This window comes from Streptomyces sp. NPDC001848 (assembly GCF_042891915.1).
Classification (GTDB): Bacteria; Actinomycetota; Actinomycetes; order Streptomycetales; family Streptomycetaceae; genus Streptomyces.
In genome coordinates this window covers 80,677-93,191 of sequence record NZ_JBIATP010000006.1, presented here as the reverse complement: position 1 = coordinate 93,191, position 12,515 = coordinate 80,677, and the positions used below count along the sequence as shown (strand labels likewise).

Here is a 12,515-nt window from a genome sequence, read left to right as displayed (position 1 = left end):
GGAACCGGCGAGACAGGACACAGAGAGCTCCCGTGCGGCGCCCGCGCCCCGGACGGCGGCACCGCGCACAGCGCGAGCCGCGGACGTCACCGGTGATCGATGCCGGACCAGGCGCGGCGCCCGGGAGCCTGACGGGAGAAACGCCCGCATGCTCGAACCGACCGAACCCACCAAGGGTTCCGAGAACAACACTCCCAGCGACACCCTGCCGCCGCGCCGCCAACGCCGCGTCGCCTCGCGCCCGGCGGGCCCGCCGAGCCCGGACGCCGTGACCGGCGAGGTCACGGTGACCGACCCCGCGAACGGGGCCGAGTCGGCCATACCGGCGGAGGCGCGGCCGCAGACCGCTGGGGCCGAAGAGATCGAGGAGACCGGGGCGGTGGCCGAGGCCGCCGTGTCCGCTGCCGCGGAACCGGAGCCAGCCTCCGCGGAGGCGCCCGCTCCGGCTCGGCCGCGTCGTCGTGCCACGCGCCGTGTGTCGGCGCCCGCCGGGTCGCCCGCGTCCGCGGAGCCCGTGGAGGTCGTCGTCCCCGCTGGTGGGGACGGCGGCGAGGCCGCCACCGAGGCCCCGGAGGCCGAGGCCGAGCCGGTCGCCGCGGCGGTGTCCGCTCCGGCTCGGCCGCGTCGTCGTGCCACGCGTCGTGCGTCGGCGCCCGCCGGGTCGCCCGCGTCGGCCGAGCCCGTGGAGGTCGTCGTGCCGGCCGGCGCGGACGGCGGCGAGGCCGCCACCGAGGCCACCGAGGCGGCGCCGACGCCCGCGGAGCCGGTCGCAGCGGAGGCGCCTGCTCCGGCCCGCTCGCGTCGCCGTGCCACGCGCCGCGTCTCGGCGCCCTCCGGACCGCCCGCTCCCACCGAGGCCGAGGAGGCCGCCGCGATCGCCGAGACCGCCGAATCCGAGACGGAGGCGGCCGAGCAGGTCCCCGCCGCCGAAGAGGCCCAGGCCCCCGCCGCCGAGGAGCCCCAGGCCCCCGCCGCCGAGGAGGCCGCCCCTCGCCGTACCCGTCGCCGCACCACCCGCCGGGTGTCCGCGGCGTCCGAGGAGACCCCGCAGGCCGAGGCGGCCGAGACGGCCGGCGTGAGCGAGAAGGCCGAGGCCGTCGAGGAAGGCGCCCACGCCCCCGCCTCGGCCCCCGCCCCCGCCGAAGCCGAGCCGGTCGCCGAGGAGGCCGCCCCGCGTCGTCGCCGTCGCGTCGTCCGCAGGGCCGCCGGCGGTTTCTCCGAGCCCGCGCAGCCCGCACCGACGGCGCAGCCCGCCGCCCCCGCCGCCGAGGAGACCCCCGAGGCCGTGCAGCGGCCTCGGCGGCCCGCTGTCCCCGTCTTCCAGGCGCCGGTGTTCACCGAGCCGATGTTCCAGACCCCGGAGCGGGCCGCCGCTGCCGCTGCCGCCGAGGCTGCGGAGCAGGAGGAGACCGCCGAGGACGAGGCCGCCGGTCCGCGCCGCCGTCGCCGCCGGCGGGGCGGTGACGAGGAGACCGTCGCCGTGACGGCCGAGAGCGCCACCGAGGAGGTGGAGGAGGCCGAGGAGCCCGAGGAGTCCGCCGAGGGCGAGGAGGCGGAGGAGACCGGTTCGCGCCGGCGCCGCCGCCGTGGTGGCCGCCGCCGTCGCCGGGGCGAGTCCGTCGACGGCGAGGGCGAGACCGCGGAAGGCGAGGAGACCGAGGAACTCGCCGCCGAGCAGGCCGCGCAGGACGCCGAGGACACCGCCGAGCAGGTGGAGGAGGACGCCGAGGAGGCGGCCCAGGAGTACGCCGACGAGGCGGCGCCGTCCAGCAGCACCAGCCGGCGCCGCCGTCGGCGCCGCCGCCGGGCCGGTGAGGCGCTCGTGGACGCCGAGCCCACCGGCGACGACCCGGAGCGCACGGTCGTCAAGGTGCGCGAGCCGCGCAAGGCCACCGAGCCGTCCGACGAGGTGCAGTCCATCAAGGGCTCGACCCGTCTGGAGGCCAAGAAGCAGCGTCGCCGGGAGGGCCGCGAGCAGGGCCGCCGCCGCGTGCCGATCATCACCGAGGCCGAGTTCCTGGCCCGCCGCGAGGCCGTCGAGCGGGTGATGGTCGTCCGGCAGAACGGCGAGCGCACGCAGATCGGCGTCCTCGAGGACGGCGTGCTCGTCGAGCACTACGTCAACAAGGAGCAGTCGACCTCGTACGTCGGCAACGTCTACCTGGGCAAGGTCCAGAACGTGCTGCCGTCGATGGAGGCCGCCTTCATCGACATCGGCAAGGGCCGCAACGCGGTGCTCTACGCCGGTGAGGTCAACTTCGAGGCGCTGGGCATGGCCAACGGCCCGCGCCGCATCGAGTCCGCCCTCAAGTCCGGGCAGTCGGTCCTCGTCCAGGTGACGAAGGACCCGATCGGCCACAAGGGCGCCCGCCTGACCAGCCAGGTCTCCCTGCCGGGCCGTTACCTCGTGTACGTGCCCGAGGGCTCGATGACCGGCATCAGCCGCAAGCTGCCCGACACCGAGAGGGCCCGGCTGAAGACCATCCTCAAGAAGATCGTCCCCGAGGACGCGGGCGTCATCGTGCGCACCGCCGCCGAGGGCGCGAGCGAGGACGAACTGCGCCGGGACGTCGAGCGGCTGCAGCAGCAGTGGGAGGACATCCAGAAGAAGTCGAAGAACGGCAACGCGCCGACGCTGCTGTACGGCGAGCCGGACATGACCGTCCGGGTCGTGCGTGACATCTTCAACGAGGACTTCTCCAAGGTCATCGTCAGCGGTGACGAGGCGTGGGAGACGATCCACGGATACGTCTCGCACGTCGCGCCGGACCTCGCGCCGCGCCTGCAGAGGTGGACCAGCGAGGTCGACGTCTTCGCCACGTACCGGATCGACGAGCAGCTCGCCAAGGCGCTCGACCGCAAGGTGTGGCTGCCCAGCGGCGGTTCGCTGGTGATCGACCGGACCGAGGCGATGGTCGTCATCGACGTCAACACCGGCAAGTTCACCGGTCAGGGCGGCAACCTCGAGGAGACCGTCACCAGGAACAACCTGGAGGCGGCCGAGGAGATCGTCCGGCAGCTCCGGCTGCGCGACCTCGGTGGCATCATCGTGATCGACTTCATCGACATGGTGCTGGAGTCCAACCGGGACCTGGTGCTGCGGCGCCTGCTGGAGTGCCTGGGCCGGGACCGTACGAAGCACCAGGTCGCCGAGGTGACCTCGCTGGGCCTCGTCCAGATGACCCGCAAGCGGGTCGGACAGGGTCTGCTGGAGTCGTTCTCCGAGACCTGCGTGCACTGCAACGGCCGTGGCGTGATCGTCCACATGGACCAGCCGGCCGCGGCCGGCGGCGGCAAGCGCAGGAAGCGCGGCCGGGGAGGTGCCGAGGCCGAGCCCGAGACGCACGAGGCGGTGGCGGCCGAGGCCGAGGTCGAGGAGGCCGCCGAGGTCACCGTCGCCGAGGAGCCCGAGGTCGCGGTTCCGGCGCTGTCGGAGTCGGCCGTGACGGAGTCGCTGATGGACTCGGTCGCGCCGGACGAGGAGCTGTACAGCAGCGTGGCCGAGGCGGAGGCCGCCGCGTCCCGGGGCCGTACCCGGCGCCGGGTGAGCCGGCGGGCGTCGGCTCCGGCGGGTGCCCCGCGGACCGAGGAGCGGGCGCCGAGGTCCCGTAAGGACGAGCGCGCGCCGAAGTCCCGTACCGAGGCGGAGACGGAGCCGGTGGCGGCCGAGGACCCGGTCGTCGAGTCGCCCGCGCCGGTCGAGGAGGAGGTCGCGCCCAAGGGCCGTACGCGCCGCCGGGCGACCCGCAAGGTGTCGGCGCCGACCGGTTCGCCCGCCGAGTCCGTGGTGACGGTCGCGGAAACCGCGCCGCAGCCCGCCGCCGAGGAGCCCGAGGCGCAGGCCCCGGCCGAGCCCGTGACCGAACCGGCCGAGGCACCCGAGGCACCCGAGGCGCCCGCGGAGAGCGCGGCCCCGGCCCGTCCGCGCCGCCGCGCCGTCCGTAAGGCCACGGCGCCGACGTCGTCGGAGGAGACCGCGGTCGTGGTCGTCCCGGCGGCGGAGGCACCGACCGCGGAACCGGCGGCCCAGGCGGCTGTGGCGGCTGAGGCTCCTGCGGAGGCCGAGGCCGAGGCCGAGACGGCGGCGCCCGCCAAGAAGGCGGCCCGCAAGACCGCCAAGAAGGCCACGGCGAAGAAGGCGGCCACCAAGAAGACCGCGGCCAAGAAGACGGCCGCGAAGAAGACGGCCGCGAAGAAGACCGCCGCGAAGAAGACGACCGCCAAGAAGGCGGCGGCCAAGAAGACGGCGGCGGCCGGACAGTCGGCGCAGCCGACCGTCTCGGTCACCACGGAGGACTGACCCTCCGACGCGACGGCACCGTCACGACGGCGGCCCGCCCGGAACTCTCCGGGCGGGCCGCCGTCGTTTGTGCTGCGCTGCGGGCTGTTTTGGCAGGTGCATTGCTGGTCTGGGGGGTCGGCCCCGGGGGAACGCCCGCTGCTGCGGCGGTCGCCTGCCCCTCCGGCACCGAGTCCGACTTCAACGGTGACGGCATTCGGGACACGGCGATCGCCGACCCGGAGGCGACCGTCGACGGTGTCGCCAGGGCGGGTGCCGTGCATGTCGTCTACGGCGGCGGCAAGGGCACCGGGACGCTCACTCAGGCGCTCGACGCCATTCCGGGGGTGCCCTGGACGGGCGACCAGTACGGCTTCGCGCTCGCCGTGTACGACGCCGATCTCGACGGCTGCAGCGACCCGGTGGTCGGCGAGCCGTACGAGGACATCGGCACGGCAGTCGACTCCGGGGCCGTGCACCTGATCTACGGTTCCCCGGGCGGGATCAACGCCGGCGGCAAGCCCGTGAAGGAGTTCTTCCAGGGCACCGACCGGCGGCTCGGCGGCGGTGCCGAGGCCGACGACTGGGTCGGTTACGCCGTCGCGGCCGGAAAGACCTCGACCGGCCAGCCGTACCTGCTGATCGGCAGCCCCGGCGAATCCATCGGCACCATCGAGGGCGCCGGCGCCTTCTCCTACGTCAGCGGCACCGCGCAGACGGTCACCATGACCCGCGGCCGGCACCGGCACCCGCGGCTCCACCGCGCCGCTGGACGGCACCGGACCGAGCGCCTGTGGCGCGGCCGCGGGTGTCGGCCCGTTGGGCGGCCAGGCGCCGTACTGGAAGTCGTACGAGACCGACGTCATCGGCAACCGTGTCTCGGACACGACCCACGACACCGGCCTCAACGCCACGAAGGACATCACCCGCAGCTACGAGTACGGCACCGCGGGTGCCCTGGGCGACGGCCCGCACCAGGTGACGAAGGTCGTCGAGAAGACACCCACCGGGGAGAAGCAGTCGACGTACGAGTACGACGACGCGGGCAACGGTCTGGCGGGCAAGATCCTCGCCACGTACGGGGCGCCGTGGAAGTGGGCCAAGGGCGTCAAGCTCGCCAAGCGGGTGACCTGCCTGGTCGGTGACCTGATCGGCGGCGTGAAGTCCCTGTGGAAGGCCAACAAGGCGGTCGGCAAGGCGAGAGCCGGCCTCGCCAAGGCCGCCGACAAGCTGGCGGACGCCAGGAGGAAGGCGGCGGAGGCCCCATCCCTTCTGGGTGGAGTCCGAGCGGGCCTGGATCAAGGCCGGTGACCTCCGGCCCGGCATGACGCTGCGCACACCGTCGGGAGGCACGGTCGAACTCACGGCCAATCGCCACTTCGACGAGCGGCAGCGCACCCACGACCTGACGATCACCGGAATCCACGACCACCTCCGATACGAGTCGGCGACGGACTACCCGGTGATCACCTATATTCAGCCGACGGGCAAGTACCCGAAGCACACGGTCAGGGGCCTGGAGAAGGCCGGCAAGCTGGTGACCACCGATCTGGACGAGTTGCTCGAGGTGATCGAGCCATGAGCCGGAGAGGAGGCGATCATGTCCTGGCCATCCGTCGTCCTCGTCGTGCCCGCGACCGAGCGTGACACGTTCGGCGCACGTCTGCGGTCCCTGGGCACCGTCGAGGACCCGGCCACGCGGGCGGAGGTCCTGCACCGGCACGGTTACTCCCACAGCCTCGACCTGTCGGGTCGCGTCCTGGAGGACTTCGAGCCGGAGGAGCCGGCGGAGGTGACCAAGGCGGTGGGAGAGCCGTACGGGGTCTACCTCGCCTGCCAGTCGATGGAGGCGGCCCGGGCTCTTCTGCCGGAGGTCCTCGCGGGTCGGTCCGGACTGATCGACCTCAACCAGGGTGACGTCCTGGAGTTCCAGGCCTTCCTGCGGCTGCTGGAGCGGTTGCCGGCCTGGGACCGGTGCCGCACACCGGTCGCCGACGTCGAAGGGTGAGGGCCGAAGGATGAGGGAGCGGGGCCCGGTTTGACCCCTCAAGCCGGGCCCCGTAACCTTGACCGTCGGCGTGTCCACTGATGCGCCACATCCCCGTAAACCTCTTCCTTCCGGACACGGGTCGTGACCGGAAGAGGTCGCTCGCGTGCGTCGCAGGGCGGCTGGCCTGCGGGGGTGCCGTTCCCGAGCGAAGAGAGTGAGATCCGCGTGTACGCCATCGTGCGCAGCGGTGGTCGCCAGCACAAGGTTGCTGTCGGCGACATCGTTGAGGTTGACAAGATTTCCACTGCCAAGGTTGGCGACACGGTCGAGCTCTCGACCCTGCTCGTGGTCGACGGCGACTCCGTGACCAGCGACCCGTGGGTGCTGGCCGGCATCAAGGTCCAGGCCGAGGTCGTGGACCACCACAAGGGCCAGAAGATCGACATTCTGCGCTACAAGAACAAGACCGGTTACCGCCGTCGCCAGGGCCACCGCCAGCAGTACACGGCGATCAAGGTCACCGAGATCCCCACGGCTGCGAAGTAAGGGACTGAGAACAGATGGCACACAAGAAGGGCGCATCGTCCACCCGGAACGGTCGCGACTCCAACGCCCAGCGGCTCGGCGTGAAGCGCTTCGGCGGTCAGGTCGTCTCCGCGGGTGAGATCCTGGTCCGTCAGCGCGGCACCCACTTCCACCCGGGCGCGGGCGTCGGCCGCGGCGGCGACGACACGCTGTTCGCGCTGCAGGCCGGTGCGGTGGAGTTCGGCACCAGCCGTGGCCGCAAGGTCGTGAACATCGTCCCGGTCGCCTGAGTCGCCTGATTCACGGCTTCGACCGAACGTTTCGCGAGGCGGACCTCACTTCCCGGTCGGGAAGGCGGGTCCGCCTTTCGCTTGTTGGACAGCTGTCGGACAGCACACACCCCGTAAGTTTCTGGAGGCACCAACCATGACCACCTTCGTGGACCGCGTCGAACTCCACGTCGCCGCGGGTAACGGAGGCCACGGCTGTGCCTCCGTGCACCGGGAGAAGTTCAAGCCGCTCGGTGGCCCCGACGGCGGCAACGGCGGCCGCGGCGGCGACGTGATCCTCACCGTCGACCAGTCGGTGACCACGTTGCTCGACTACCACCACTCCCCGCACCGCAAGGCCACCAACGGCAAGCCCGGCGAGGGCGGTTTCCGCTCCGGCAAGGACGGCCAGGACCTGGTCCTGCCGGTCCCGAACGGCACCGTCGTCCTCGACAAGGCGGGCAACGTGCTGGCCGACCTGGTCGGCCACGGCACGTCGTACATCGCCGCCCAGGGGGGCCGCGGCGGCCTCGGCAACGCGGCGCTGGCCTCCGCCCGCCGCAAGGCGCCTGGCTTCGCGCTGCTCGGCGAGCCCGGTGACGTGCACGACATCGTGCTGGAGCTGAAGACCGTCGCGGACGTGGCCCTGGTCGGCTACCCGAGCGCGGGCAAGTCCTCGCTGATCTCCGTGTTGTCCGCCGCCAAGCCGAAGATCGCCGACTACCCGTTCACCACGCTCGTGCCGAACCTGGGCGTGGTCACCGCGGGCTCGACCGTCTACACCATCGCCGACGTCCCCGGGCTCATCCCGGGCGCCAGCCAGGGCAAGGGGCTGGGCCTGGAGTTCCTGCGGCACGTCGAGCGGTGCAGCGTCCTCGTGCACGTGCTGGACACGGCCACGCTGGAGTCCGACCGCGACCCCGTCTCCGACCTCGATGTCATCGAGGCGGAGTTGAAGCAGTACGGCGGCCTCGACAACCGCCCGCGCATCGTCGTCCTCAACAAGATCGACGTCCCCGACGGCAAGGACCTCGCCGAGATGGTGCGGCCCGACCTTCAGGCTCGCGGCTACCGCGTCTTCGAGGTGTCCGCGGTGGCGCACACCGGGCTCAAGGAGCTGTCGTACGCCCTCGCCGACCTGGTCGCGACGGCGCGCGCCGCCAAGCCGAAGGAGGAGGCGACCCGGATCGTCATCCGGCCGCAGGCCGTCGACGACGCGGGCTTCACCGTCACGCGCGAGGCCGACGGTCTCTTCCGCGTGCGCGGCGAGAAGCCCGAACGGTGGGTGCGCCAGACCGACTTCAACAACGACGAGGCCGTGGGCTACCTCGCCGACCGGCTGAACCGTCTCGGCGTCGAGCAGGAGCTGGTGAAGGCGGGCGCGAAGGCCGGCGACGGCGTCGCCATCGGACCCGAGGACAACGCGGTGGTCTTCGACTGGGAGCCGTCGCTGACGGCGGGCGCCGAGATGCTCGGACGGCGCGGCGAGGACCACCGGTTCGAGGGCGTACGGCCTGCCGCGCAGCGGCGCAGGGAACGGCAGGCCGAGCGCGACGAGGCGCAGCGGGAGTTCGACGACTTCGAGCCGTTCTGACAGCCGGGGGCTCCGGCCCCCGGGCCACCAGGGCGCCCTGCGGCGCCCCGCCCTTCACGTGCGGCGCGGAGCCACTCGCCGGGAGCCTGGGACTCATCCTCGTCCCAGGCTTTTTTCATGCCGTTCTCAGGGAGGTCCCTTACCTTCCGGTGGCCCTGGAAACCATGGGGCCGGTCACTCTGTGTCCAAGCGGCTGCGCTGTGGGTCGGCGCGCTTCGGCGCCCGGCACTTCGTGATCGGAATGCAACACGGGGAAACCCCAAGGGAAAAGGCATGAGAACCCTGTGGAGTCACTCACAGCAAATCCGGACAATTCGACCGGGTGTGGGCCGACAATCACGGAGCGTGCAAGGTGAATGGCGAGTTGCGCGTACATATGCAGTAGCGGACTCTCACCTTGCACTTACGTAACAGGAGGTGCGACCATCCGAAGGTTCCCTGAAGTCCCGAGGTAGGTCACCTGTGTCTGAGCGCATAGCCAAGCCCCGTACCACCGCAGTGATCCTCGCAGGTGGCACCGGTCAGCGCGTGGGTCTGTCGATTCCGAAGCAGCTGCTGAAGATCGCCGGCAAGGCGGTGATCGAGCACACGCTGACCACCTTCGAGAACGCGGACTCCATCGACGACGTCATCGTGCTGATGGCGCCGGGCTATGTGCCGGACGTGGAGAAGATCGTCACCAGGGCCGGCTTCACCAAGGTGACCCACGTCATCGAGGGCGGCGCCACGCGCAACGAGACCACCGAGCGCGCCATCGCCCTGCTCGGCGAGGGACTGGCCGAGGGCGAGGACCGCAACGTCCTGTTCCACGACGCCGTACGCCCCCTGCTCTCGCAGCGCGTCATCGACGACTGCGTCGCGGCCCTGGAGCGTTACCAGGCGGTGGACGTCGCCATCCCGTCGGCGGACACCATCATCGTGACCCGCACGCACGGCCAGGACGGCGAGTTCATCACCGAGATCCCGGACCGCTCCCGCCTGCGTCGCGGTCAGACCCCGCAGGCCTTCAAGCTGTCCACGATCCGACGCGCCTACCAGGTCGCCGCCGGCGACCCCAACTTCCAGGCCACCGACGACTGCAGTGTCGTACTCAAGTACCTGCCGGACGTGCCGATCCACGTCGTCGGGGGCGACGAGTACAACATGAAGGTCACTCAGCCGGTCGACGTCTTCATCGCCGACAAGCTGTTCCAGCTGGCATCCACGGCCGCGCCGGAGCAGAACGGCGAGGAGGCATACCGGGAACTCCTCGCCGGGAAGACCGTCGTCGTCTTCGGCGGGTCCTACGGCATCGGGAAGGACATCGCCGAACTCGCCCGGTCCTACGGCGCGAACGTCTACGCGCTCGGCCGCTCCACCACCGGTACGCACGTGGAGAACCCGCAGGACGTCGACGACGCGCTGTCGAAGGCGTACGCCGAGACCGGGCGCATCGACTACGTCGTCAACACGGCCGGTGTGCTGCGCATCGGCAGGCTCGCCGAGACCGACAACGCGACCATCGAGGAGGCGCTGAAGGTCAACTACCTGGCCCCGGTGCAGATCGCCCGCTCCTCCTACAAGTACCTCGCCGAGACCGAGGGCCAGTTGCTGCTCTACACCTCCAGCAGCTACACCCGGGGCCGCGCCGAGTACAGCCTCTACTCCTCCACCAAGGCCGCCATGGTGAACCTCACCCAGGCCCTCGCCGACGAGTGGGCCGCCGACGGCATCCGCGTCAACTGCATCAACCCGGAGCGCACCGCGACCCCGATGCGCACCAAGGCCTTCGGCCAGGAGCCCGCGGGCACGCTGCTGTCCTCCGAGGCCGTCGCGCACACCTCGCTCGACGTCCTCGTCTCCGAGCTCACCGGCCACGTCATCGACGTACGCCGGCAGGACCCGACGGCGGGCGCCGGCCGGGCGTCCGGGTTCGAAGCGGCCCTGGCCGCCGTCCTGGACCGACAGGACGACGTGGCGTAATCGCCGGCCGATCGGCATTCCTGAATTCAGGCCTCTGTGATTGCGCGACTCAATATGCGCGGACGCAGGGGCCTGAATCAGTAAGACTCCAGATCGTCGCAAGACCTCTTCGGTTACTTTTCAAGTCCTTACCGGTTTCTTGTGCAGATGTATTCCCGAGTGTCTTGCGCAGTGCTTTTCCGTACGACCACCGGCACTCCCCCCAAGAGCAGGTTCCTCCGTGATATCCACCGCAATACGCGTTGCCCGGGTGGGCAGTGCGGCCGAGCTGGCCGCGGCGGCCCTCATGATGCTGGGCTTCCCCGCGCTGATGCTGGCCGCCGTCCTCCCGAGCGTCGGTGCCTTCGCTGCCGCGGCCGCAGTGACCTACCTGGCGGACCACTGTCTGCACCGCCGCGGCAGCTATCTCATCAGCCGCCTCAGCAAGGTCCGGGCCGGTCTGTCCATCCGCTTCCTGATCCGGCAGCTGTTGCTGGTCCTGCTCCTGGCCCGTGCCCCCCTTGCGGACCTGGTGTTTTATGTGGCGATCGCGTGCTTCCTGGCCTTCTACGCCTTCCAGGCCCCGCACGGCGCCCTGGTCACCCTGATCCGCAACCGCCGCAAGATGCCGGTCGCCACCCGCAACATCGACCTCGGGTCGCGCATTCGCATTCCGCACGCCCCGCCGCGCGGCCTGCTGCACCGCGCTGCGGAGAAGATGCTCCACCTCGACCTGGTGGCGGTCGCCGGCCTGCTCGTCACGGCGGTCACCGACGACACCGTCTACGGCTTCGTGGGCGCCGCGATCACCCTGGTGCTGGCCTTCGTCTACGTGGCCGCGCTGACCCCCTACGTGCGCGGCAAGAAGGTCCCGCCGAAGGCGGACAAGGTGCTCGCGGCCGTCGACGACTGGCTGGGCGAGTACCGCCCCGTGACGGTGCTGTACTTCTCCGGCTCCAAGGACTCGGCGTACCAGGTCAACATGTGGCTGGAGACGATGGAGCAGTTGGAGAGCCGGCCGCTGATCATCCTCCGCGAGCGGGTCATCCTGCAGAACCTGGCGCCCACCACGGTCCCCGTCATCTGCGTGCCCGGTGGGGTGCACCTGATGAACATGGACCTGCCCAGCGTGCGCGTCGCGCTGTACGCGGCGAACGTCGGCAAGAACATCCACATGCTGCGCGTGCCGACCATGAAGCACGTCTTCATCGGTCACGGCGACAGCGACAAGCTCGCCAGCGTCAACCCGTTCAGCAAGGTCTACGACGAGGTGTGGACCGCCGGACGTGCCGGCCGCGACCGTTATGCCATCGCCGACGTCGGCGTCCGCGACGAGGACATCGTCGAGGTCGGCCGCCCGCAGCTCGCGCCCATCCGCCCCTGGCGCGGTGTGCCGGACGGACGGATCCCCACGGTCCTGTACGCCCCGACCTGGGAGGGCTGGGACGACAACCCGGGCAACACCTCGATCCTGCTGGCCGGCGAGAACATCGTGAAGAAGCTGCTCGCCGCCGAGCAGCCGGTCCGCGTCCTGTACAAGCCGCACCCCTTCACCGGCACCCGCAGCGCCAAGGCGGCCGCGGCCCACCGGCGGATCACCGCGCTGGTCGAGCAGGCCGCCGCCGAGCGCGCCGCCGACCCGCGCTTCACGGCCGACGCCGCCGCCCAGGCGCGGGCCAAGGCCGAGCTGGCCCGTATCGAGGCCCGGCTCGCCGAGCTGACCGGCCGCGGCCCCGGCAAGGGCGACGAGGCCGAGGCGACCCGCGACGGCCTGGTCAACACGGCCGGCGCTGCCGCCCAGGCGCGGGCCAAGGCCGAGCCGGCCCGTATCGAGGCCCGGCTCGCCGAGCTGACCGGCCGCGGCCCCGGCAAGGGCGACGAGGCCGAGGCGACCCGCGACGGCCTGGTCAACACGGC

The 12,515-nt window shown here is 71.5% G+C and carries 9 protein-coding genes; all 9 read left to right on the top strand.

What is annotated here, in order from left to right; all coding sequences use genetic code 11:
* The first annotated feature begins 148 nt into the window (after positions 1–148).
* Positions 149–4,300: a ribonuclease E/G gene (locus ACFYZJ_RS13900; RefSeq protein WP_388566862.1), complete on the top strand. Its 4,152-nt coding sequence runs from the start codon at positions 149–151 to the stop codon at positions 4,298–4,300.
* Positions 4,301–5,098: 798 nt separating this feature from the next.
* On the top strand, positions 5,099–5,590 hold the full coding sequence (locus ACFYZJ_RS13895; protein WP_388566859.1) for a hypothetical protein: 492 nt from the start codon (positions 5,099–5,101) through the stop codon (positions 5,588–5,590).
* Positions 5,556–5,861: a hypothetical protein gene (locus tag ACFYZJ_RS13890; RefSeq protein WP_388566857.1), complete on the top strand. Its 306-nt coding sequence runs from the start codon at positions 5,556–5,558 to the stop codon at positions 5,859–5,861. Before ACFYZJ_RS13895 ends, ACFYZJ_RS13890 begins: the two co-directional genes overlap by 35 nt.
* Positions 5,862–5,879: 18 nt before the next feature.
* Positions 5,880–6,287 carry a hypothetical protein gene (locus tag ACFYZJ_RS13885; RefSeq protein ID WP_388566855.1) on the top strand — a complete coding sequence of 136 codons (408 nt, stop codon included), beginning with the start codon at positions 5,880–5,882 and terminating at the stop codon, positions 6,285–6,287.
* A 207-nt stretch (positions 6,288–6,494) separates the two neighbouring features.
* Positions 6,495–6,815, top strand: coding sequence for a 50S ribosomal protein L21 (rplU, locus tag ACFYZJ_RS13880; RefSeq protein WP_004001309.1), 321 nt, complete (start codon positions 6,495–6,497; stop codon positions 6,813–6,815).
* Positions 6,816–6,829: 14 nt separating this feature from the next.
* The gene (rpmA, locus tag ACFYZJ_RS13875; protein WP_004988181.1) at positions 6,830–7,084 is read left to right on the top strand and encodes a 50S ribosomal protein L27; all 255 of its coding nucleotides are present in this window, start codon (positions 6,830–6,832) and stop codon (positions 7,082–7,084) included.
* Between the two features lie 136 nt (positions 7,085–7,220).
* The gene (gene obgE, locus ACFYZJ_RS13870) at positions 7,221–8,657 is read left to right on the top strand and encodes a GTPase ObgE (RefSeq protein ID WP_388566850.1); all 1,437 of its coding nucleotides are present in this window, start codon (positions 7,221–7,223) and stop codon (positions 8,655–8,657) included.
* 462 nt (positions 8,658–9,119) lie between these two features.
* Positions 9,120–10,619, top strand: coding sequence for an SDR family NAD(P)-dependent oxidoreductase (locus tag ACFYZJ_RS13865; RefSeq protein WP_388566848.1), 1,500 nt, complete (start codon positions 9,120–9,122; stop codon positions 10,617–10,619).
* Between the two features lie 220 nt (positions 10,620–10,839).
* Positions 10,840–12,515, top strand: a 1,676-nt coding sequence (locus ACFYZJ_RS13860) for a hypothetical protein (protein ID WP_388566845.1), incomplete at its 3' end; no start/stop codon positions are given.